22 protein-coding genes are annotated in these 21,641 nt (G+C 69.0%); 6 read left to right on the top strand and 16 right to left on the bottom strand.

The features are described 5' to 3' along the window. Positions 1 to 1,242 precede the first annotated feature (1,242 nt). The 6 genes from OHA25_RS61020 to OHA25_RS60995 all read right to left on the bottom strand — a co-directional run bounded on the left by OHA25_RS61020 (position 1,243) and on the right by OHA25_RS60995 (position 3,801). On the bottom strand, positions 1,243 to 2,145 hold the full coding sequence (locus tag OHA25_RS61020) for a hypothetical protein (RefSeq protein WP_327591262.1): 903 nt from the start codon (positions 2,143 to 2,145) through the stop codon (positions 1,243 to 1,245). Then, positions 2,142 to 2,291, bottom strand: a complete 150-nt coding sequence (locus OHA25_RS61015; RefSeq protein ID WP_327591263.1) for a hypothetical protein — start codon at positions 2,289 to 2,291, stop codon at positions 2,142 to 2,144. Before OHA25_RS61015 ends, OHA25_RS61020 begins: the two co-directional genes overlap by 4 nt. Then, complete coding sequence (locus OHA25_RS61010) at positions 2,288 to 2,515, bottom strand: hypothetical protein (protein WP_327591264.1); 228 nt, start codon at positions 2,513 to 2,515, stop codon at positions 2,288 to 2,290. The genes OHA25_RS61015 and OHA25_RS61010 overlap by 4 nt, the downstream gene beginning before the upstream one ends. Positions 2,516 to 2,618: 103 nt before the next feature. Further along, positions 2,619 to 3,413 (bottom strand): hypothetical protein, encoded by a 795-nt coding sequence (locus OHA25_RS61005; RefSeq protein ID WP_327591265.1) that lies wholly within the window; start codon positions 3,411 to 3,413, stop codon positions 2,619 to 2,621. After that, positions 3,410 to 3,553, bottom strand: coding sequence for a hypothetical protein (locus OHA25_RS61000; protein WP_327591266.1), 144 nt, complete (start codon positions 3,551 to 3,553; stop codon positions 3,410 to 3,412). Before OHA25_RS61000 ends, OHA25_RS61005 begins: the two co-directional genes overlap by 4 nt. Further along, positions 3,550 to 3,801: a hypothetical protein gene (locus tag OHA25_RS60995; RefSeq protein ID WP_327591267.1), complete on the bottom strand. Its 252-nt coding sequence runs from the start codon at positions 3,799 to 3,801 to the stop codon at positions 3,550 to 3,552. The genes OHA25_RS61000 and OHA25_RS60995 overlap by 4 nt, the downstream gene beginning before the upstream one ends. Positions 3,802 to 4,466: 665 nt before the next feature. Between OHA25_RS60995 and OHA25_RS60990 the strand changes: the two genes are divergently transcribed. The 4 genes from OHA25_RS60990 (at position 4,467) to OHA25_RS60975 (ending at position 6,044) form a co-directional block, all read left to right on the top strand. After that, on the top strand, positions 4,467 to 4,745 hold the full coding sequence (locus OHA25_RS60990) for a hypothetical protein (RefSeq protein WP_327591268.1): 279 nt from the start codon (positions 4,467 to 4,469) through the stop codon (positions 4,743 to 4,745). Positions 4,746 to 4,900: 155 nt separating this feature from the next. Next, positions 4,901 to 5,431 carry a hypothetical protein gene (locus OHA25_RS60985; protein WP_327591269.1) on the top strand — a complete coding sequence of 177 codons (531 nt, stop codon included), beginning with the start codon at positions 4,901 to 4,903 and terminating at the stop codon, positions 5,429 to 5,431. 6 nt (positions 5,432 to 5,437) lie between these two features. Next, complete coding sequence (locus OHA25_RS60980; protein ID WP_327591270.1) at positions 5,438 to 5,749, top strand: hypothetical protein; 312 nt, start codon at positions 5,438 to 5,440, stop codon at positions 5,747 to 5,749. A gap of 22 nt (positions 5,750 to 5,771) precedes the next feature. Continuing rightward, positions 5,772 to 6,044, top strand: a complete 273-nt coding sequence (locus tag OHA25_RS60975) for a hypothetical protein (RefSeq protein WP_327591271.1) — start codon at positions 5,772 to 5,774, stop codon at positions 6,042 to 6,044. Positions 6,045 to 6,594: 550 nt separating this feature from the next. Here OHA25_RS60975 and OHA25_RS60970 read toward each other — a convergent pair. The 3 genes from OHA25_RS60970 to OHA25_RS60960 form a co-directional block, all read right to left on the bottom strand. Then, positions 6,595 to 6,921, bottom strand: a complete 327-nt coding sequence (locus OHA25_RS60970) for a hypothetical protein (protein ID WP_327591272.1) — start codon at positions 6,919 to 6,921, stop codon at positions 6,595 to 6,597. Positions 6,922 to 6,924: 3 nt separating this feature from the next. Continuing rightward, complete coding sequence (locus tag OHA25_RS60965) at positions 6,925 to 8,106, bottom strand: hypothetical protein (RefSeq protein WP_327591431.1); 1,182 nt, start codon at positions 8,104 to 8,106, stop codon at positions 6,925 to 6,927. Positions 8,107 to 8,583: 477 nt separating this feature from the next. Next, complete coding sequence (locus OHA25_RS60960; RefSeq protein ID WP_327591275.1) at positions 8,584 to 8,898, bottom strand: hypothetical protein; 315 nt, start codon at positions 8,896 to 8,898, stop codon at positions 8,584 to 8,586. A 185-nt stretch (positions 8,899 to 9,083) separates the two neighbouring features. On the opposite strand from OHA25_RS60960, the gene OHA25_RS60955 reads away from it, so the two are divergent. After that, the gene (locus tag OHA25_RS60955; protein ID WP_327591276.1) at positions 9,084 to 9,227 is read left to right on the top strand and encodes a hypothetical protein; all 144 of its coding nucleotides are present in this window, start codon (positions 9,084 to 9,086) and stop codon (positions 9,225 to 9,227) included. Between the two features lie 1,390 nt (positions 9,228 to 10,617). Here OHA25_RS60955 and OHA25_RS60950 read toward each other — a convergent pair. The 3 genes from OHA25_RS60950 to dnaE all read right to left on the bottom strand — a co-directional run bounded on the left by OHA25_RS60950 (position 10,618) and on the right by dnaE (position 16,096). Further along, a complete protein-coding gene (locus OHA25_RS60950; protein WP_327591430.1) occupies positions 10,618 to 11,580 on the bottom strand; it encodes a phosphotransferase family protein in 963 nt (320 codons plus the stop codon). An 88-nt stretch (positions 11,581 to 11,668) separates the two neighbouring features. Next, positions 11,669 to 11,806, bottom strand: coding sequence for a hypothetical protein (locus OHA25_RS60945; protein WP_327591429.1), 138 nt, complete (start codon positions 11,804 to 11,806; stop codon positions 11,669 to 11,671). Between the two features lie 690 nt (positions 11,807 to 12,496). Beyond that, positions 12,497 to 16,096: a DNA polymerase III subunit alpha gene (gene dnaE / locus OHA25_RS60940; RefSeq protein ID WP_327591428.1), complete on the bottom strand. Its 3,600-nt coding sequence runs from the start codon at positions 16,094 to 16,096 to the stop codon at positions 12,497 to 12,499. A 471-nt stretch (positions 16,097 to 16,567) separates the two neighbouring features. On the opposite strand from dnaE, the gene dbpB reads away from it, so the two are divergent. Beyond that, positions 16,568 to 17,674, top strand: a complete 1,107-nt coding sequence (gene dbpB / locus OHA25_RS60935; RefSeq protein ID WP_327591427.1) for a DGQHR domain-containing protein DpdB — start codon at positions 16,568 to 16,570, stop codon at positions 17,672 to 17,674. A 280-nt stretch (positions 17,675 to 17,954) separates the two neighbouring features. On the opposite strand, the gene OHA25_RS60930 is transcribed toward dbpB, so the two are convergent. The 4 genes from OHA25_RS60930 to OHA25_RS60915 all read right to left on the bottom strand — a co-directional run bounded on the left by OHA25_RS60930 (position 17,955) and on the right by OHA25_RS60915 (position 21,626). After that, positions 17,955 to 18,698: a hypothetical protein gene (locus OHA25_RS60930; protein ID WP_327591426.1), complete on the bottom strand. Its 744-nt coding sequence runs from the start codon at positions 18,696 to 18,698 to the stop codon at positions 17,955 to 17,957. Positions 18,699 to 18,827: 129 nt separating this feature from the next. Next, on the bottom strand, positions 18,828 to 19,946 hold the full coding sequence (locus OHA25_RS60925) for a hypothetical protein (protein ID WP_327591425.1): 1,119 nt from the start codon (positions 19,944 to 19,946) through the stop codon (positions 18,828 to 18,830). A gap of 203 nt (positions 19,947 to 20,149) precedes the next feature. Further along, a complete protein-coding gene (locus OHA25_RS60920) occupies positions 20,150 to 20,791 on the bottom strand; it encodes a hypothetical protein (protein ID WP_327591424.1) in 642 nt (213 codons plus the stop codon). Positions 20,792 to 21,257: 466 nt separating this feature from the next. Beyond that, positions 21,258 to 21,626, bottom strand: coding sequence for a hypothetical protein (locus OHA25_RS60915; RefSeq protein ID WP_327591423.1), 369 nt, complete (start codon positions 21,624 to 21,626; stop codon positions 21,258 to 21,260). Between the last annotated feature and the right edge of the window lie 15 nt (positions 21,627 to 21,641).

Raw genomic sequence — 21,641 nt, 5'->3', positions numbered from 1 at the left:
CGACGTCGTTGACCTCGGTCAGGAACTTCAAGAGCGCAGGCACCTAGGTTCGAGTAGCTGACAGTTCCAATCTCTGACGGTCGGCCCCCGGAGCATCGCCGAGCCGCGCTCCAATCCCCGGGGCCACCCGCCACCGGTCCCAGACCGCCGCATCCGCGCCGCCCCCGGCCGCCAACAAACCGCCGCGGCGCCGGCTCACCGGCGGCCGCCGGCGCCAGCTGCAGCAACCCAACCCAGGATCGCGTCGCCAACGCCGCCGAGGGCCCGCGGACGAGCACCACCCCACGCCGGCCAGCCGCAGAGCGTCGGCGCCTTTCGGGCGTACGCTGCTCTGCATCGCTGGTGCGGCGCCGGACAAGGCCCCGTTCCCATAAGCGTTCTCCCAGATCAACTGCCGGACTCCGGTGCCGAGCTCCTGGCGAGCGAGGCCTGCGCGGCCGCCCGTGTCGCTTCACGCCGGGTCGCCTGGAACATCGCGTGCCGCCTCCGAGTGCCGGCGTACCGCGGCCGCCGGTGAACCGGCGCCCGCGGGAGATCCTCGAGCATCCCGTGCCTCCCGACGCCAAGGCCGCCCCGTGGTCCCTCAATCGTCTGGCGCCCCGGCCCTGACCGCCGCCGTACAACAGGCAGCGCCCGGCAGCACCATCCAGGCACGCCAAGACCCCACACCCACAGCACAGCAGGCGCAAACTCACCACCCCAGTGAGGGCGCCCTGCGCCTCCGCGGGCCGCCGGCGTTTGAACCCGGCCCCACGCAGGCCACCCGCCAGGCGCCGAGAAGCCCCGGCAGGCACCGGCTCACCAGCCGCCGCACCGAGCGTCGGTCGCAGGACCACCACCAGGCAACCCCGGACCACGCCCGAGCCGGCCATGACAAGGACACCACCGAGAGCCCGCTCCCCCTGCCGAGCACGCCCCTCGCCCACACCACCCGATGTCACCCGCACCGGCCCACTCGCCGACCGCCGAAGAGGCAGCCGACCGGCCGCTGCAGCCAGGCCGGCCAGAGCCATACTCCGGTCCCTCGGACCACCGGCCACCGGTCCATCTACGCAGTGATCCAGCGATCCGGCCCAGGGCAGCGCCGCCTGGACGCCGCAGTCGCCGGTGAGCCGGCGCCGAGCAAAGAGGAAACCACCGCGTGCCGGCGCGCTCGACGAGGACGTCGCCTGCGCACCGGCGCACGCTCGCGGTGCCCAGGGCACAGCACCGACTCCCTGGCGACTCGCGGCAGGCTGGCCATCAGCGGAGTTCCCCTTCCTGTACCAACGGGTCCGGGAACCGTCGTTCAGGGCGTCGTCGCGGCGCCGCCCCCGGGTGATTGCGTGGATCGCAACCGCGCGGGCAGCGATCGGTCCAGAAGCCGGCGAAGTAGTCGTCCCGCACGTAGCAGGCGACGGACACGCTGTGGTCGTGGGTGTCGTGTCCCCGGCAGTCCGGGACTGGCTCGCGGTCACGGCCGAGTGGGTCCCGGCCCACCACGCACTCGCTGTCGCCGTCGGCGTGCACAAGCAGGATGCCGCCGCACGATGGCCAGGTCAGTAGCCGCTGGCGACGTGGGTCTGCCGCCAGCCACTGCTCCTCGTACCGCTCCGCGAAGGAGCGGCATCGGGAACGGATGTGGAAGCGCGGCTCTTGCCCGCCGGGCAGGTCGAGGTTGTCGCCGGGGTAGGTGATGGATTTCTGCCTGGTGGTGATCGGTTCGGCGCAGGCCCAGCACGCTCCCGGCGGGATCGCCTCCATCTTGGCGACCCGGTTCAGGCTGGCGGTGATCTGCTCGTCCTCCAGTTCGGCCCAGCATGGCATCGGCTCGCCACAGCAGGAGCACTGCGGCCACCGGCCCCCTTCGTATACGTGCCAGGTCATGTAGGTGTCAGCAGGGATGTCCATCTGGGCGCTGGTCTGGGCGGCGGTGAGCCACTCCGGTTTGGCGCCAGCGACCCACTGAGCGCGAACGCGGTAGGGGCGCCGCCGCCAAGTGGCTATGTTGGGCATCCCGGCGTCCAGCCACTTGTCCCGGTCGGTGTCGCTCAGTGGCAGGTCCTGTACCTTTTCAACTCGCCACACGGCGTGGCGCAAGGCGATGAGCTGGCCGGGTTCGGGGCGTGGGTACTCGGTGCTGGTGCGAACCGGATACCACCTCACTGGGGCACCACCGGCAGGAGGATCACGCCGTCGCGGACGCCGCCGGGTTGGCGGTAGTGGCGTTCGAGCGCCGCCACTTCGCGGGCGAACGCGAGGAGCTGCTCGGTTTCGCCCTCGCCGGAGAGGACGGTTACTGTCGCGTTCACCGGGACGACCTCATCAATCTGCGGACCAGATCGGCGAGCCCGAGAACCGCAAACACGGCGACGATGAGCAGGACGTGGCCGTTCCCCGTCTCCAACGCGTACCAGACAAACCAGAGCGAAACCGAGAAGGTCGTCAGTGACAAAGCGGCGAGGAAAGCGACGAAGCCCGGGGCGAACGGTCGCGTAACGGGCTCGAACAACCAGCGCCAGAAGCGGCGGATCACCAGACCACCTCCGACGCTGACGGCAGCAGCTCGTCCGCCGCCACCATGAGCGCGAGCTTGGCGCGCTCGTTCACGTCCTGCCGTTCACGCCCGTCCACTGCCGTCACCCACCTTTGCGCATCGCCTCGAGCACGAGGTTCGCCGTCTTGGCCAGACGGCCCGTCAGCTCCTCCACACGCGCCTGCCGCTGCTGAAGCCGGATGTGGTCACCGCAGTCGACGAGCGCGGTCGCCAACTCGTGCGGACTCATCCGGTCCAGGCGAGTGCCATCGCCCCAGGCGTAGTCGTCGAGCGTGGCCCCGATCAGCTTCTCCACCTGTTCGAGCAGGGCCAAGCGACGCGGCACGTCCTCGGCCGCATGACGGGCCGCACGCTCCCGGGCGTCGGTGACGGCCTTGTAGAGCGCGTCGCGGTGCTGCTCACGCAGTTGGTCCATCTCGGTCAAGCGGGCGTTGTCCGTCCGTCTGACCAAGGTGGCCAGCAGCTCCAGCGTGAGCGCCGGCTCCTTCGCCTCCGCCTCCACCACGACCCTGAACCGGCGCCGGCTCGCGGTGGCGGGAGGCTCCATCAGCCCCCAGCCGGCGGGCAGCTCGTTCTGCTGGACGACGCCCGCGGGGGCAACGACCCAAAAACGCGAGGCGTACGGCCACCAGGCCTCGGCCTTGCCGGGGTCGGCAAGCTCTCGCAGCCAGTCAGCACGCGAGACCTTGAGCTCGTGCACATCGAGCGCCAGGCCGCGGGAGGGCCACAGCCCGATCCGGACCAGGTCCGCCCGCCCGCCGGCCCCGGGCGGCGTGCCCGGGGCTTCGACTTCGCGAAGCAAGATCTCCCCATCGCGGACAGCGCGGGGCTTACGGTAGTGCCGTTCGAGCGCGTCGTACAAGGTGGCGGTATTCAACGGGGCCTCCTCCTCCAGCGGAAGACGAGCATGGGGAAAAGGAGCATGTAGACCGAGTCCGGGGCGATGTAGACGCCGACCCACAGATCTCGCGGCTCGACGCAGACCGCCAGGCGGCCGACGGTGAGACGGCGCGTCATGCCAGCCCTTGAAGGTGAGCGCGGATGGATTCGAGCGCGGCCGTCTCCCGCTCGGGCGGCGGCTCGCACATGTCGAGGTAACTGGCGGCGACCTCGACCAGCACGGCCAGGTCCTCTCCGGGCACGGTGACCTGGCCGATGCTGTGCTCGCCCAGCGCGCGAACCACCGCGGCGGTGACTTCGGCGGGCGTCATGCCCGCACTCATCGCATGGCCGACCACCTCGGCGAGCGTCCGAGCGCTGATCACCTCGCGCGCCCTCCCGTTCCGGCAACCGCGGGGCAGCTTCGCTCTCGCGTTCCGGCCAGACGTTCAACCCGTGGACGATGATCGGGTCGTACACGCGGCTCTCCTCTCGGCGCCGGACGGGGGCGAGACGGCATGAGGCTACGCAGACAAACCAATCAGATGCAATACATCTAACATGCTCAAACGGCTATCTCACCGACCGAAGAAGCCGGCAGACCGCGCCTCGCTCGAGCACCTCCGACCCCAGCCCTGCCGCCGACCGGCCCTGCCCAAGGGCCGCCGTGAGATGACAGGGCCGTCCCCGCACGCTGCCCCGTACGCAGCCCGCGCACGCTCGGAGGCCAGGACCCACGTCACCCGCCAAGGCCTCGAGGCTTCTGCGCCGGCGGTCCGCCGGTGAGCCCGGCCACGCAACAGGCACCTGCTGGTATCTCATCAGGGCCCAGGGCCACCCGTCACCGGTCCCTTGAATCACCCGCGGCGGCCCCCGCTGAGCGCCGTCGCCTGGACGCCGTGGCCGCCGGGAGGGCCACACTCGTGCGACCACGCCGCGTGATCGCTCAACAGGCCCGCCCCCAGGGCACTAAAAACGACGTGAACCAAAGCATTGACTCCTACCTTATTTGATGTATTTTACTATTTAAATGGTGTTTAGGAGAACGACGATGACCCTCTTTCTCCCCCACTGGGCTCTCTTCCTGACCGTGAACTTCTTCGCGACCTCGCTGACCGGGTTCTACGGCCACCGTGCCCCGGCTCTCCTGACCCTCCCCATGGTGGGCAGCGCATTCGTCCTCGCAGTCACCGCCGACACCGGCCAGCCCCACCCTCCCCGCACAGTCCTCCTCGTGCTCATAGCAGCCATGTACGGCTGGGCGCGCGGCGGCCTCCTGGTGGAGCGGCGGGCACAGTACCGCGAGCCGCTTCCCCGCAACCGGGCATGATCACTGCTTCGTCCATCCATCAACCACGCGTCCCCGTGGAGCCCTCGTTCCTCGGGGACCTGCCGATCGTCCCCAGCTGCCGACATAGCCCCGCTACCCTGCCGCACAGCCCGACCGCCCTCGTCCTCGACCGTTCCGCCGCAAGGGAGCACACCGTGCCCGACCCGACGCCGCTGCCACTGACGGTGCCGCTGCTCGTCACCGTCAAGACCGCCGCGCCCCTGCCCCGCGCCGCCGCACAGGACCTCATCGAGCGCCTGGCCGCCGCGGCCGCCCGCGTCGACGCCACCGACCCCTCCGTCATGCCCGTCTTCCACCTCTTCGACGATCAGCCGGGCCACTACCCGCTCGTCCTCTTCATCGACGCCACCGACATCGCGCACGGCCACACCGAGACGATGGACGACCTCGTCCATCGCGCGCTCGCACGAGTCGAGGCCGAGGCCGGCGACCTGCCGATCGAGGTCGGCACCCTCAGCCAGGAAGAGGCCCTCGCCGCCGGCAACACCGCCGACCGCATCTACAGCCCCGCAGGAGCCTGGAGCGACCACCGCGCCGAAGCCGACGACCTCAAGCGCCTGGTCGACGGTCCACCCCTGCCGTGCCCTCGCGACTGCGGCCACGGCCTCGACGCCCACAGCGCCGATCTTGGGTGCTGGCTCTGCGATTGCACGTACGGCAGGTGACCTCACATGTGGATGCTGACCGCCTGTAACCGCACCCGCGGCCGCATCGTCGCGGCCGTCCACACCAGCAGCGTGCGCGGACACGAGCTGGAGGCGCTTCTGGCGCTCCCCTACACCCCGCACGAGCTGAATCTGGGCACGGCCCAGGCCTGCACCGTCGACCAGTTCCACGCGGCGCTGGCAGCCTGTGAGTCACCCGCCGGACCCGCCGCAGAACGCCTGGCCGCGTTGCTTGACGAACTCGCCCACCTCGCCCACGCGGCAACCACAGAACAAGCCGACAACCCCGACGATCTCATTCTGATCGTCCGACGCTAAACAGGGGCGCGGAGGAAACTCCATGATGGACGAGAGCGAGATCACCGCAGCGGCACTGGCCACGGCCCTGCACTCGCTGGTCAACACTTACCCAACCGACGACGAGCCCGCCGTGGCCTCCCTGATCATCGAACACGACAACGGCGGCCGCCAGCCAGCCCGCCTTCAGGCCGGGCACCTGGACTGGCTACTCCGGATGATCATGGACGAGGTGGCGACATGTCGCAACGCGCATCGCGACGGCGACGACACGTGCGCGCACTGCACAGGCACAGGGCAAGCCAGAACCAGATGACCACGCACCCCGCACCCCCAGCCGAACCTGTCGAACCGCCCTGGAGCCTCGAGGAGGTACCACTCGACCGCCGGCGAAGACGTCCATGCCGCCCCGTGCGCGCGTACGCCACCTGACCGACATCATCCCGGTCGCGCCCGGGCCACCCGCCCGACCGCGGACGACCACCAGGCCCTCCATGCCCAGCGCCGGCGGCCCGCCGGTAAGCCGCCATCCACGCGCTCACGCCTCCCCCGGCACGCCTCCCGGACTGATCCCCACGAGGAGGAACCGGACATGGACGACCACGACGGCGGGCAGCGACAGGACGACCACTCAGCAGGGCACCGCCACGCCCGAGTCACCACGCCCGGCGGTGTACAGCGACGAACGCCGCGGAAGCCGCACACCGTCCCGGCACCGCCTGGCTCATCGGCGAGCCAGCCCGCCATGGGCCCCTCCCCCTTACCCGAACAACCACGACGGCCCGCGTCGCCCGAACGCCCTGGCCACCGTGAGCCACGTGCCGCGGCCGCCGGTGAGCCGGCGCCTCTCGTCGGGGGGTCGGGCATCACGCGCTGTGCTCCCCGCGTTCCCGTCGCGCCCGTGCACGCGCCCGGGCCAACGACTCCGCTCGGCGTCGCTCCTGCTCATCCGACGCCTGCTGCTGTTCCGCCCATCGCTCACGCACCCCTGTCGCTCGCTCCAGCGCGGCGTTCTCGATCGACGCAACCGCGGCCGCATCGGCCCGCGCCCACCGATTCGGGTCCTGCAGCCGTGCCCGGCGCTCGCGCCGGCGAACTTCATCCTGCTCGTGCCTGCGGAGCGCCTCGGCCGCCCGCGGCCCGGCCCGCGCCAGGGCATCGCGCAGCAGCTCGACGCCCTCGGCGTAGTCCACCGTTCACCGTCGCTGGGCGGAGGCCTCGGCGAACCGGCGCCGGCGCTCCAACTCCTCGCGCCAGTCATCCCGCCGCGACAGCTTGAGCCGGTTGATCGTGGGGAGCCCGCGCTTTTCCAGCAGCATGCGCGCCAGAGCGGCGCCCCGCGTGTGGCTCATGTCATCCCGGTCGAGAGCAGCCTCTCCCGCCCGAGGAGCCGGGGCCGTTGCCTCTGCCGGCGACATCCTCGGCTCGAGCTCTGGCGGTTTCAGCCCCTTCTCCGCCGCCAGCACCGCATGCGACCACGCCGGAGCCTGCTGCGCAGCACGCCGCCGGACCTCGGCCGCCGCCCGCCGCTGCGACGGCAACGGCAGCACGCGGCCGTCCGGCCCGATCCACGCCGACAACCGATGCCGCACCCAGCCTGCCGGATGCCGGATCTCGGCCGTGCTCAACCACGTGTACGTCCACCGGCTGTCGTCCTCACGCACGTCCAGCGCATGCAGCACGTCCGCCACCGTCGCGCCCGCCTCGAGGACGGGCTTGAGCAGCCAGCGCAGATACCAGGCCGTCATCAGCCGCAACACGGGCGACTCCTGGCGGAGCCGTTCGCAGGCCGCGAGTCTGTCGCGTTTGGTCCGGGGCGTCGTGTGCAGCTGCCATGCCGGCGAAATGCGGGAATGATCACGGAAGCGGCGGTGGTGCGTCTCGCGCGTGTGCGTGGGATCGTCTGTTACTCCCCCAGGGGGAGTAACAGAAGGGGGTGCAGTTATCCGTTCCGCCTGGTCAGCGCGCTGGCCAGGCGGTTTCGCGGCGCCGCGGCGCCGCACGCACAACACCCACACCGCCGCCCGGTTGCCCAGCCCGTCATCGCCCAGGCTGCCCGCGACCGTATGAGAGTTGGGGCGGGGGCGAGGGCGGTAACGCGCGGTGGAGCCCTCCTCGACCGTGCCGAGCCAGCCACGCCCGCGCAGCCAGCGCACCCAGCGCCGCACCGTGTCCGGGTGCAGACCGGTCCGCTGGGCGATGCCGGCCCGGGTCGGCCGCGAACACAAGGTCGCCCAGTCGGCGTGCCAGGCGATGTCACGCGCCACGCGCATCAGGTTGCCGTAGCCGTCGCTGCGCAGGCCCAGAACCTCCGGATCCTCCTTCAACGCGCACAGCCACGCCTTCTGCGACGCCGCACGGCGCATCCCACGCGGCACCGACGCCAAGATCAGCGCCTTCGACGGCGCAGTCGAAGGCGCCTTCGACTGCGCCGTCGCGAGACTCCCCGCGGAACTGCCCCGGTCCGACACGCCGGTGACACGCCGCCACCCGGCGCCCGGACCGCCCCGATGACGGGCCTGCTTGCGGGCCTGGTGATGGGTTGGTTTAGGCGTGCCTGTCGGACACGCGGCGGTTTCTGATCGCGGGCATGCTGGCATGGCCACGCGGTCGCCTGCCATAATGGCGAGACCTCCTGGCTCCACTTGGAGGTATGACAAAGGGCCGACGCGGCGCCGCTCAGGCGTCAGGTCGGTGAATACGCCGGACGAACCACTCCGTCGCTCAGCTCTCTACGCCGGCAAGCATTCGGGAGCCGAACGACCTGGTGGGTCGTCACGTCAACTGAGAAACGCCCCGCCCCGCGGGGCTTTTCTTATGCCATCACCATCTCCTCCGGCCGCGTCAACAACGGCTCAGGCGACATTCGTCAACGGCAGCAGCTGCTGACCAGAACCGCCCACGAAGCCGGCCGTCGGATCGGCCGCCTCCTCGAGCGCCGGGTCGAGCGTGTGGCCCAGAACCTGCGCCACGACCAGCTCAACAAACCCGGCCACCGACACCCCGGCATCCTCCGCCGCGTCCTCGACCAACCCCCTCAACCGCGAGTCGGCGGTCCACGCCAGCGGGTTACGCCGATCGGCGAGCACATCCACCAGATAGTCGCCCAGGTACTCATAACCCCCCAGACGCTGCTCACCGACCAACTCGCCATGCAAAGCGACCGGCACCCGCACCATCGTCGCCTTACGCGGCCCCTTACTACGGCGCCCACCACGACTCGTCGTCATGGCGCACGATCATGCCGGAAACGGAAACAGAAACACAGCACCCAACCCGCGTGTCGCACACCACGTTTCCGCCTTTCCGCACACCAACACCACGACCAGCCCCGGCCCAGCCACCGCCACACCCGATGGAGCACCCGGGCACGCCACCGGCCCGCGACACCGAGCCCACCGGCGGCCGCCGGCACCACCTGCAGACCGACCCAGCCGCGGCCGCGCGGGCCCCCGCCGTACCAGCCCACCGCAGCGTGGAGGGTCCACTCGACGGCTGAGGGCAAACGCCGCGACCAACAATCCTCAACCCGCCGCCCGGGCGCCGGCGCGCTCGACTGCACCGCCGTCGGCTCGCTACGCACCCAGTCGGCCGGCGCTCGACCGCGGCCGCCGGTGACGCCGGCGGCCGGACGTCCGGGCGCCGGCCCGCCGGCAGGCGTGGGGCCGGACTCATGCGCCTCTCCGACGGGAGGAGCGGCGGCCAACCCGCCCAGGCCCGCGTCTCGACACCGCGGCCCCGCACCGACCCCCTCACTCAGGCTGGGGGCCGCACGACGCGCCCGTCGGGGCCACGTACCGGCGCCTCGCCGGTGAGCCGGCGCTCGACCACCTCGACACCGAGCACCACGTCGGCGCGGGTCTAGTGGCCGCGATGCGCCATGTACGCGCGGGCGATCAGGCGAGCATCGTCCCGGGTCGAGCACCAGCCCACCGTCTGCCAGTCCGAGTTGCTGGCCCAACGTCAGCCCGCCGGCTCGCCTGTCGGATCGCCACCACCGGCCATGGCCGCTCTCCTCAACGCCCGCCACGCCGCGATTGGGGACTCCGCCTGTGTCCACCATGCCCACAACGCCGTCTCAGCCTCGTCCCTATCCGCCAGGGCTGCGGCGAGAACGCGGCGCTGGCCTTCGCGGGCGGCTGCGGTCCGCCAGCGCGCTCGGCCGCCATCCGACGCACACGAAGGACATCGCCGACCGCATCCTCGACGAACCGCTCCCGCGCCCCTGCCGAAGCCGTGTCGCGGCCCGGCAGCTCGCCGAGGCCAGGACCCCCGTGGCCGAGGCCGCCGGTGAGCCGGCGGCCTCGAAGCCAACCTCCACCGAGGGCTCGAGGCAGACGTCGCCACCCACCAATGGCTTCGCGCCCGCCACTGACCCAGGAGCTCCGCCGTCGACTCCGTCTCCGCCCACGGCGCCATCCCGCGACCGGCGCCTCGACCCTTCGACCGCCCCGGTGAATCTGGGCGCCGGACCGGCCTGGGCATCGGAGGACGCCGACCGGACGGCCATGGCCGCGCACGGTCACCAGGCGCTCCTCCACGGAGCCGCCCGTCGGCGCCGGCGGGCGCCGACACTCACCCGATCCCGGCCGACGCAACCTCCACACCATCGACCAGACCTGACCACCCACCGTGAAAAGTCCGGCAGTGAGGCCTCCGCCGTCGGCCGCCGATCCATATCCCAGCGTCGCCGTCCCGGTGCCGGGCTTCACTGGCGGCCGCAGGTGGTGCCGGCCAGTTGCCGCCCTCGAAACCGCCGACGAGCCGGGCCTCCCTCGAGCGGTCCATCGACGGCCCTATGACCCCGGGCAGGGCCCTCACTGGGGGCAACGTTGAGAGGGTGTTTTCGAACCTCCGATGGGGTCGGGCTGCACCCGGACCGCCAGGGCTCAGCCCAGCGCGTCCATCAGGGCGATGACATAGGCGTCCAGCCGCTCCTCCACGGATCGCGTCGTCAGCTCTGCTCTGCCTGCTGCCTCCCGCCATGGCTGCGACACCGACTGCACTTCTTCTGAGCAGGCCAGCGCGTCCCGCACCTGCCAGTACAGCCGCTCGCTCGTGGTCGCAGCCAGCACCCCGCCGGCTTCCTCATACGCCTCAGCGAACCGCAGACCCCACGCCGGTCCGTGCAGCAGCGCGAGATTGGTGGAGCAGTGCGCGACATCGAGGTCTGCCGGGCCCCAGGAGGTCGCGGCCCAGTCGACGACGCCGGTGATCTGGGGACCTGCCGGGCTTGGGGGCGACATGGCGAACAGCACGTTGCCGGGCTGGAAGTCCCGGTGCAGGAATCGCCCTTCATAGGGCGGCGTGGGCCTGCGGATCACGTCGATCGCCGCGGCCCATACCGCCGCGTCGGCGCCCTTCGGAACCACGACGGTGTCGGAGGTCGTCAGCGTCACATACTTCCGGGGCCGCTCGGCGGGCCGCAGCGCGTGGATGGCCACGAGTTGACGGGCCAGCAGTGGGACGCGCGTCTCCACTCCCTCATCGTCGAGGACCGTCCGGCCCGTTAGATGTGTCATCAAGAGCGACGGGTACTCGCAATGCGCGGCGGTTGGATCAACCGCGACCAGTTCAGGAGCCGGCACGCCGGTCCCCGCCAACAGGGTCAGAGCTCCGGCCTCCCTGTTCAGTCCGCCCTCGGCGCGCTCCACGTAGAACGGGTCGACGTAACTCCGCAGCACCAGGTCACGCGTCCTTCCGTCCTGAGTGCCGATGGTCAGCCTCCGCATGTCAGCAGTGATGCCGCCGCGTAGCGCCTCGGTTTTGACTATCCGTTCGCCGACCTCCAGATGCCGGCTCACCCAGGCCAATGTCAACGGTCGGACAGCCGCCTCGTCGTGGTTGATCATCGTGCCATCTCACCATCCCGACGGCTGCACGCGCCAAGGCTTTTTCGATCAGTGCGTGAGCGCCGCTCGATGAGGTGCCAGCTCGCCGTCAGGTGCGGTAGCGGCGGGCGGCGGTGTCGGGGCTGACATCCAGAACGGCCGCGATCTCGTCCCAGGTGGCGCCGGTCGCTCGGTCGGCGGTGACGGCAGCGGCCAGGACGGCGCGGGCGTGGGCGAGCAGGGGCAAAGCGGTGGCGGTGTAGCCGGCGATGGGCCCAGGATTCCAGCCGGTCTGCTGGGTGGGCGGACCTCCGCGTGCAGGTCGAGGGCCAGTTTCCCGGCTGCCTGGGCGAGGTGTTCGGCCTGGTCGCGGAGGTGGCGGCGCCGCTTGCGGGTGTCGTCCTGGCGTCGGTGCCGCTGGGTGAGCGGACGCCAGCGCCTGGCGCGGGTCCGGCAGAAGGCCCACCGGCAGGTGTCGGAGCAGTACTTGCGAGGCCGCCCACCGCGGGTGATGGGCAGGGGCAGCGGGGCCTCGCAGTTCAGGCATTGCTCGGTTCGAGATCCCATGAGGGGCGCTCCCCAAGGCCAGGGGGTTTCGTGGCCGTATGGCTGCGGATCAGCGTGTCTCGTTTGATGGGTTCCGAGACACGCTGATCCGCAACAGCGCGGTCACGAAACTTTTCCCCAGGACGACCTGGCGTGACAATCAGAAGAAGCTTGAGTCCTTCCCGAGGCGCGAACCCACCAGCGGTCGCGAGGCGCCCTGCCGCAGCCCCGCCGGGAGGACACCGGGGAGGCGGAGCTCAGTCGGGTCACCGCGGCGGCCATCACCTCTCAACGAACCTCCAGGGATCGCTGCTCCTGAGTCCCCGCCGGGAAGGGGTCCACCCGTCTGGAGCTGCTCGGCCAACCCCACGCCTCGCGCGTGGCCAGGGACTCATGTGGAATTCCATGGGCGGCACTCCGAGGTCGGTTTCGGCGTCGAGGTTCCAAGCGCGATCGCCTCTGGACCGAAGAGCTTGATGATGTCGTCCGCGAATGGCCGTTCAGGGTTGACCTTGAATTCCGGCAGCGAGAGGACCACCGTCTTTCTGACTGACCTCCGCAGATTGATCAGGAGCGGGACGTGCCCTTGGTGAACCTTGAGCACGTTGCGTAATTCATCCACAGTCTTCGGAGTGATTTGCTTCTCATGCAGTGTCAGGGTGATCGGCGCCGTTTCGGACATGTCAATCAGTGTCATCTCGTCGGCGTAGATCGAGATGGCGTCGTCCTGGTTGTTGATCCGACCGCGTATCGACACTACGGCGTCCGGGCGTAGCCCCGACGCATAGAGACTGTAGGTGCGTGGAAAGAACAGACACTCCACGGCAGCGTCCATGTCTTCCACAGTGAGGATGGCCCATGACCTTCCCGCTTTGGTGGCCCGCCGGTCCACCTTGGTGACCAGGCCGGAGATCTGAACGTCGGCATGGTCGTCTCGACCGCTGTCCAGGAGATCGGCGATCGCGGTATCGCGGTACCTCGCCAGCAGAGGCTCGGCGCCAGCCAGCGGGTGGTCGGACACATACAGGCCGAGCATTTCCCGCTCGAAGTCGAGCCTGATCTTCTTGTCCCACTCGCCATCCGGAATGGCGATCGAGGCTGGCGCGTCGTCGGACAAGCCGCCGAAGAGCGAGTCCTGGCCGCATGCCTCGTTCTTCTTGAGTTTGGCGATGGACTCGACGGCCTGATCGTGAATCATGAACAGCCCCTTGCGGGGGTGTTCGAGGGAATCGAAGGCGCCTGCCTTGATCAGAGATTCGATGGCCCGCTTGTTGCAGACGGTCAGGGGCACCTTGCCGAGGAAGTCATTGAAGTCGGCGAAGCGGCCCTTTTCGGTTCGGGCCTCGAGGATGCCGTGGACGACATTCTCGCCGACGTTGCGGATCGCGCCCAGCCCGAACCGCACCTCGGCATCGTCGACGGCAACGAAGTCCAACTGGGAGTCATTGACGTCGGGCGGCAGCACCCTGATGCCCAAGCGGCGGCAGTCGGCCAGGTAGACGGCCATCTTGTCCTTGTCATCGCCGACAGAGGTGAGCAGCGCGGCGAGGTACTCGCTGGGATGGTTGGCCTTGAGGTAGGCAGTCCAGTACGCAACCAGCCCATACCCGGCGGTGTGCGACTTGTTGAAACCGTAGCCACTGAACGGCACCAGGACGTCCCAGACCGCCTTGATCGCCTTGGCGGAGAAGCCGCGCTCGCGCATGCCCGCCGAGAAGCGGTCCCACTCGGCGTCCAGGATCTCTTTCTTCTTCTTGCCCATGGCCCGGCGCAACGTGTCGGCGGCGCCGAGGGAGTAGCCGGCCAGTTGCTGGGCGATGGCCATGACCTGTTCCTGGAAGACGACCAGGTGGTAGGTGTCGCCGAGGATGGGTTCGAGTACCTCTGCCAGCTCCGGGTGGATCGGTTCGACCGGCTGGCGGCCGGTCTTGCGTAGGGCGTAGTCGGTGTGAGCGTTCGTCTCCATCGGGCCGGGCCGGTAGAGCGCGTTAACGGCGGCGATGTCGGTGAACTCGGTCGGACGCATCAGCTTCAGCAGCGTGCGCACGCCGCTGCCGTCGAGCTGGAAGACGCCCACGGTGTCGCCGCGGGCGAGCAGCTCGTAGGTCTTGGCGTCGTCCAGCGGCACCTGGAGGATATCGATCTCGATCCCCTTGTTGGCCTGGATGTTGGCGATGGCGTCGCCGATGACAGTGAGGTTGCGCAGGCCGAGGAAGTCCATCTTCAGCAGACCCATGTCCTCGGCCTGGGTGAAGGGGAAGGCGGTGATGACGGGGCCGTCGGCCTTGGGCTTGACCAGGGGGATCACGTCGATCAGCGGCTCCCTGGACAGAATCACGCCGGCCGCGTGCACGCCCGTGCCCCGGGTCAGCCCCTCCAATCCGGCCGCGGTGTCGACCACCTGCTTGACGTCGGGGTCCTGCTCGTACATCGCGCGCAGCTCGGCCGCCTCACCGTGGCGTGGATGCCGCTCGTCGTGGATGGCGGCCAGCGGGATCTCCTCGCCGCCGACCGCGCCAGGGAACGCCTTGGTGATGCGGTCGCCCAGCGCGTACGGCAGGCCGAGCACGCGGCAGGAGTCCTTGACGGCGGCCTTGGCCTTGATGGTGCCGAACGTGACGATCTGACAGACCCGGTCGGCGCCGTACTTGCGGGTGACATAGTCGATCACCTCGTCCCGGCGGCGGTCGTCGAAGTCGAGGTCGACGTCCGGCATTGTGACGCGCTCGGGGTTGAGGAAGCGCTCGAAGATGAGCTTGTGCTCGATGGGGTCGAGCTGGGTGATGCCCGTGCAGTACGCGACGATGGAGCCGGTGGCCGAGCCGCGCCCCGGGCCCAGCCTGATGCCGCTCTGGCGGGCATGCCGGCAGATGTCGGCGACCACCAGGAAGTAACCGGGGAAGCCCATGGCATCGATGACCGACAGCTCGTAGTCGATCCGGTTGAGCACCTCCTGCGGCAGGTCACCGCCGTAGCGGCGGCGGGCGCCCTTCAGCGTCTCGGCGCGCAGCCAGCTGGACTCGGTCTCGCCCTCCGGCACGGGGAAGCGCGGCGTCAGGTCCCGGTGGGCGAACACCTCGCCGTACTCGCCGACCCGTTCGGCGACCAGCAGCGTGTTGTCGCAGGCGCCCGGCACTTCGGCGTCCCACAGCGCGCGCATCTCCGCGGCGGACTTGACGTAGTAGCCGCTGCCGCCGAACCGGAAGCGGTCGGCGTCGGACAGCCGCTTGCCGGTGCCGATGCACAGCAACGCGTCGTGCGCCGCGGCCTGGTCCTCGATCACGTAGTGGGAGTCGTTCGTGGCCAGGGGCGGCAGTCCGAGGTGCCTGCCGATGCGCAGCAGGTCGTCGCGGACCCGGCGCTCGATGGCCAGGCCGTGGTCCATCAGCTCCAGGAAATAGTTGTCCGGACCGAAGATGTCGCGGTAGCGGGCGGCGGCGGTGACGGCCTGGTCGTACTGGCCGAGCCGGAGCCGGGTCTGCACCTCGCCGGACGGGCAGCCGGTGGTGGCGATGATCCCCTGGCCGTACTCGGTGAGCAGTTCGTCATCCATGCGCGGATATTTCTGGACATGTCCTTCGAGCCAGGCCCGCGACTGCAGCCGGAACAGGTTCCGCAGCCCCTTGGGGTCGGACGCCCACATCGTCATGTGCGTGTACAGTCCGCGCCCGGAGACGTCGCCGCCCTCGCCGGTGTCGTCGTCGGACTGGCGCAGCGTCAGGTTGTCGCTGTAGTAGACCGCCTGCCGGTGGTGTCGGGAGGCCGGGGCGACGTAGCTCTCGACCCCGATGATCGGCTTGACGCCCGCCTTGCGGGCCTTCTGGTAGAACTCGTACGCGCCGTGCACGTTGCCGTGGTCGCTCATCGCCACGGCCGGCATCCCCAACCGGGACACTTCGTCCATGAGGTGGCCGATCTTGGCGGCGCCGTCGAGCATGCTGTACTCGGTGTGTACGTGCAGATGGACGAACCTGCCAGTATCGCTACTCATCGCTGAGTGCTCCTCCCTGTCGCGCGGCCCGTCACCAAACTCAAGGGCTTAACGCATCAGTTGCATACAATAGATACAACATGTGTAAGCCGCCATCATCGCTGACGTCATTTCCACGTGCGCGACGAGCTCGGCGCGCCGCAGATGTGGCCGCACCCACCACACCCTCCGGGTCGGCGGCCCTCGCCGGAGATGCTCCTGGATTCCCTCGCCGTCGCCATCGAGACCGGCGAGTGCCTTTCGATCACCAACGCCATGGAACACCTTTGCCATGGCGCTCACTCTTCTGGAGCACTGGCCGCCAACCAGGGATCGACCGTGACAGCGCCTGGATAAGGCGTGGATCGTGCCTGGCGGACGCCCGCCTGGCAGCGCATCCAGTTCGTGCGCATGATGTATTTTAATATTTATACATGCAAGCTCACAGACCTGCAGCACCGATGAGAACCACAGCCGTGAAAGGCCTATCTGATGTCCGTCGCCTACGTCCTTCGGCTGCCCGCACTCCGCATCCAGCAGGGCATCCATACCCTCTACTCGTTCGCCGTGGACGGGAAACTGATCCACAACTTTGCCGCTGTGTCCCGCATCAAGCGGGACGACGACGGCGACCTGCTCGGCTACCAGCGGCCCGAAACGTACAAGCACGTCCTCAGCATCCGCCGCTACCTGGAGGGCGAGGGCGCCCTGATGCCCAACTCCCTGACGGTAGCCTTCGGCCAGCAGGTGCATTTCGAGCCATTCGACATCGACATGCCCGATGCCGCGACCGTTGGGTACGCCATATTCGGCGTGCTGGTCATCCCCATCGATCCCACCCAGGACGACGCCGACAAGCCGGCCTGGATCGTTGACGGGCAGCAGCGCAGTGCAGCGATCCGCGACGCTGCGCTCGACCAATGGCCAGTCCCGATAGTCGGGTTCATCGCCGACCCCGAGGAGCAGCGCACACAGTTTCTCCTCGTCAACAGTGTCAAGCCCTTGCCTAAGGGCCTGATCCACGAGCTGCTCCCCTCTGCCACTGGCACCTTGCCGCCCGCCTGGGCACGCCGCCAGGTGCCCGCCACGATCCTCGCCCAGCTCAACACCACACCCGGCGCGTTTGCCGGCGCCATCCGCACCCCCACGGAGCCCGACGGCCGCATCACGGACAACGCTGTCCTCCGCATGATCGAGACGAGCCTGTATAACGGCGCCCTCTACCAGTACCGGAACCCCGTCGACGGCGCCGTCAACGTGGACGCCGCCGTCGCCCACCTGACCGTCTTCTGGGACTTGGTGGCCAGGCGATGGCCCGCGGCGTGGAAGTTCGCGCCGCGCCTGTCGCGCCTGACGCACGGCGTCGGCATCCAAGCCCTCGGCGTCATCATGGACGACCTCACCACCGACCAGCTCAACCCCGACCATGTCTGGGCCGCGCTCGACCGCATCGGCGATCAGGCCGCCTGGACGTTCGCCGACGGCCACTGGGAACTCCGCAACGGCGAGACCCGCAGATGGAGCGGCTTCCAGAACACCGGCGCCGACGTCCGCCTGCTGTCTGACCACCTCCGGCACCTCGCCGGCCTGCTGGGCTGACCGCCGATGACCATAGAAGCCGGCCACCCCGGCCTCGCCGACCCCCGAGCGACGGAGCCCTGCTCCCAGGGACGCCCCGTGCCTCGAGAAGCAACCACCCACAGAGCACGTCCTGGCGCCGGACGCGCCGCACCGAACTCACCGGCGCGTTGGCAGGCTGACGGCATCAGCGCGAGGAGCCCTCGGCCGTGGGCTGCCAGCACCCGCGCCGGCACCCTGGCCTCGGGATCAGGCACGGTCGGAGACGGTTGTTACACGCGCCCGAGGAGGTAGCGTCTGATCATTTGTTATGCGGCAACGTGTGCTTGAGGTCAGTGACCTTGATCGACCCTTCCACGGAGTCCTCTTCGCCGACACGGATCGCAAGCAGGACGGGAACGCCGTCGGCGAACTCACCGACGTGGCGCCACACCAAGCCCTGGTAGCCGTGGTCCTCACCCTTCAGCAGGTGGTCGTACTGCTCCCGCGTAACCGGGTAGTCGCGGGTGAGATCGAAGCGCTCGCCAGTCACTGGGTTGATCCACTCTCCCGGAGTCGGAGTGGGTGGCTCTGCCTCAAGGGTGTCGGGCAGTCGGGGCTCGATGTATGTTCGGCACCGGTTGTAGTGCGGCACCGGGTCTTTTCCGATCGGCCACAGCACAAGGGCGTCCCCGTCCACCTCGTTGCCCTGGTCGTCGTAGTAGGCCGTCTCGTGCGGGCACTTGGGCGGCACGTGCACGATCTTGCGAGCTGCCTCATCCACGTAGGCGTGGCAGTCGCAGTCGTCGCTCTTGGAGTAGCCGATCTGCTTCAACTCGTCGTCGGTCAGGTCGGACACCACCCGCTCGACGGCGGCCCGGACCTTGTAGCACTCGGCCTGCTGGACGTGGCTAAACGCCGCCTCAAGCTCGTCCAGGCAGGTGATGAACCGGTGCTGCCACTCGTCAGGCATCGACTGCAGCAGCGTTCGCGGCAGCACCGCGTAGTTCGAGTAAGACAGGCCGAACCAGGCGTGAACAGTCCGCTGGTCGAGGTCGAGAGACATGAGTGCTCCTTTGATCTCATGGATATTGGGTTGAAAGGCGGGGTCCCGGCCGCGAGATTCGAACGGCCTGGGCTGAAACCGAAGCCTGTTGGGCTGTGGTCTATCCGTTCGGCGCGCTCCGGGGCCGGGTTACCACAGACCGCGACGCCAGTTGACGGGCAGGCTGCCGAGTTCGGCGGAGGCTCCATACCGGTAGGGTTGCGCGAGCAAGGTGCCGGCCGTCGCCTCGGCCGGGTAGCCGAGCACCAGCCCCATCGCCGCCAGCGGCCACCGTTCCAACGTCTCGAACTCCTCGCGACTCGCGAACGCGGCCGGCGGCCGGGCGCGCAGCGCCTGGATCGCCTCGGCCTGCTCGGCGGCCAATTGCGCGGGCAGGACCTCGCGGTAGTCCTCGATGAGACCGTCCAACACGTCGCGGCCGTAGATGCGCTCGAAGGTCTCGTTCGAGCCAGCGTAGGTGCACACCTTGCGCGACAGGCGTGTCCCGTAGAAGGTCACGGTGACGTTCGCGCGCTCCGCTTGAACTCGGAGCTTGGCGACCTCAGCCCGGTCCACGTCGAAGTAGCCCATCGGCTTCCACTTCGCCAGGACCGCCTCACGGGTCCATTCGTCGTGGTCGATGGCCGGTCCTGGCACAGAGACCATGCCACCCAGCCAGCACCGGCTCAACCGCTGCGCGAGGATGGGCGTCCAGCCACGGATAGCGCTGCGGAAGACGAAGTAGACGCTGGAGCGGGGCATAGCCGGGCCCCGCCACTTCCACACCGGCATGCCCGCGTGGAAGGCGGCGAAGTCGAGCTGCCCGCTGCCGCCGAGCGCGTCGTCGGGGGCGGGCTTGACGTAGATGCCGTGTAAGTAGGCCCCGTCCTGGCGAGTCAGCCACGGCCAGGGGACGCGCCGGTGGGGTGGCGACGGCAGCAATGCCCGGGCGAGGGCGGTGATGAGGGTCTGCCCCAGGACGGGTGTCCACCGGTCCGCCGTCACCGCCACACCGGCGCCGCGGCATACCGGACAACGGATTTCGCTGGCGGGCATGGTGCCGACCTCTGGCGCGAACACCGCCAGGGGGACGCTCTCCAGATCTGCCCCAGGGTGGGCGGCGGCCCACCGCTGGATGTCCACGTCGCGCTCCTTCAACCAGGTTGTGAAGGCCGGTGAGACGACGGTGCCCCCTGCCCGGCACCCCTGGCAGGCGATCTCCTTCTCGCCTGGAGCGACGAACCTCTCCTCGCCGGTGACGTCGTTCATCGCGTCCCCACCCTCCCCTGGCGCAGGATCCTCTCGTGCACGGTCGCGATGCAGGGCTCTCGACGTCCACACAGGGCAGCAAACCGGGTGTCGACCCAGGTCCGGTACTGACGCATATCCCCCACGAGGGTGCGGCGGGCGGGGCGAGGAGGTGCTCCGGGCGAGTGACCTGGGCGCCGCCGCGCACCATCTGGTACCGCTGGTCAGGACGGGTGATCACCTGAGGCCACCCTCCACGTGTGCCTGAGCGGTTGCGGGTAGTCCACGCGGAGGATGCGCATGATGTCCTCTTGGTCGAAGAAGACGCCCCGGCGTACCAGCTCGTCTCCGATCACCTTGACCCCGGTATTCGGCCCCAGCATCCGGATCACCTCCCGGATCTCGGCGTCCCGCAGCTCATCGGTGCTGGGTTGATCGCCGCCAGGCTCTACCGCCGCAGCGTCGCTGGCCTCCTTGGCAGGTGCCTCCTCCAGGCCCAGGAGCACCTTGAGGAGCCGGATCATGAAGTCGTCGCCCTCTCCGGACTCCTCGGCCTGCGATATGAAGGTCTGCCAGAGCCCGAATGCAAGGTCACGACGGAATCTGTCACCGGTGGTCGGGTGCTGTACGGCCGCGCGTACGTCGTTGACCCAAGCGCCGATGCTGTCGATGGTGGCGGTGTAGCAGGCATTCCACCGCTGGGCTTCGCTCTTGTGGTGCTCGATCTCCTGGAGGTAACCGTCGTAGGAGGCCTCCAGGATGGCCAGCCTGCGCTCCATCTGATCGTGGCGGTTCTGCAGCTCAGGCACCTTCCGCGCCTGCACCTGCAGGGTGGCCAGGGTGCTGGCCCTGACGATGCGAATCATGAGTGCTAGGCCTCTCTTCTGGTCGCAACCTTGATCACGTGCTGCTCCTCGATGGCGACATCCGTCAGTCCTCGAGCACAAGGCGTAGCCCTGGCAGGTGTTGGGGACGCGGTCGTCAAGTTCCCGCCGCACCCCGGCGGTACAGGGGCCACCTGGTGGCCCGAAGGATTTCCTGAGCTCGCTCGGGCGTGGCGTGCCGGCGGTACATCCATTCGCTGAGTTCGTTGCTGGCCGGTGGCCACGCGCCGTCGTTGGCATCCCAGCAGCGGCGCTCAAAGTGGTCGAGAATGAACGCCTCCCACGCGCGATGCAGAACGGGTGCTCATGCCCAACATCTGTTTCACTGGACGGGGCAGTCTGATCTTCATGGTTTGCCCTCCCTCAACAGCTGTGCGGTCGTGCACCTTGGCCCGTTAGCAGCGGCCAGAGTGTGAAGCGGCGTCCGCAGCGCGCGTTGTGCGAGTGATCAGTTGATGAGTGCGGGTACGGGCAGGCCGTACTGGACGCGGTAGCGGTGGTAGACGGCGAGTGCGCCGGTGTCGTCGACGTCGTCGCACCGGACGCCAGCGGTGGTGAGGCTGGTGCCGGAGCGCTTTGCGATCGTGTACCGGCCGGGTTGGTCGAGACTGTCGATGTAGAGGGCGACGCCGGCGAACCAGACGATGAGGCGAGCCGTCTCGCCGTACTCCAGGTGGTCGACGATCTCCAGGCTGGAGCACTCGGCGATGCGGACATCGTCCGGGTGCCCGAGGGCGATGAGTTGATCGCGGAGATTTTCGAGGGCGTCGATCCGCCGTTGGTGACGTCGCTTGTTCCCCTCTTCGATGCTGGGCATGGGGTGTTGGGACCT

The organism is Nonomuraea sp. NBC_00507, from assembly GCF_036013525.1.
Taxonomy (GTDB): domain Bacteria; phylum Actinomycetota; class Actinomycetes; order Streptosporangiales; family Streptosporangiaceae; genus Nonomuraea.
This window is presented reverse-complemented; position numbering and strand designations above follow the sequence as displayed.

Coding starts and splice junctions, on each gene's coding strand:
- OHA25_RS61000 (WP_327591266.1), bottom strand. CDS start 3,553: ATGACGCGCCGTCTCACCGTCGGCCGCCTGGCGGTCTGCGTCGAGCCG.
- OHA25_RS60990 (WP_327591268.1), top strand. CDS start 4,467: ATGACCCTCTTTCTCCCCCACTGGGCTCTCTTCCTGACCGTGAACTTC.
- OHA25_RS60980 (WP_327591270.1), top strand. CDS start 5,438: ATGTGGATGCTGACCGCCTGTAACCGCACCCGCGGCCGCATCGTCGCG.
- OHA25_RS60975 (WP_327591271.1), top strand. CDS start 5,772: ATGATGGACGAGAGCGAGATCACCGCAGCGGCACTGGCCACGGCCCTG.
- OHA25_RS60955 (WP_327591276.1), top strand. CDS start 9,084: ATGGAGCACCCGGGCACGCCACCGGCCCGCGACACCGAGCCCACCGGC.
- OHA25_RS60950 (WP_327591430.1), bottom strand. CDS start 11,580: ATGATCAACCACGACGAGGCGGCTGTCCGACCGTTGACATTGGCCTGG.
- dnaE (WP_327591428.1), bottom strand. CDS start 16,096: ATGAGTAGCGATACTGGCAGGTTCGTCCATCTGCACGTACACACCGAG.
- dbpB (WP_327591427.1), top strand. CDS start 16,568: ATGTCCGTCGCCTACGTCCTTCGGCTGCCCGCACTCCGCATCCAGCAG.
- OHA25_RS60930 (WP_327591426.1), bottom strand. CDS start 18,698: ATGTCTCTCGACCTCGACCAGCGGACTGTTCACGCCTGGTTCGGCCTG.
- OHA25_RS60925 (WP_327591425.1), bottom strand. CDS start 19,946: ATGAACGACGTCACCGGCGAGGAGAGGTTCGTCGCTCCAGGCGAGAAG.
- OHA25_RS60920 (WP_327591424.1), bottom strand. CDS start 20,791: ATGATTCGCATCGTCAGGGCCAGCACCCTGGCCACCCTGCAGGTGCAG.
- OHA25_RS60915 (WP_327591423.1), bottom strand. CDS start 21,626: ATGCCCAGCATCGAAGAGGGGAACAAGCGACGTCACCAACGGCGGATC.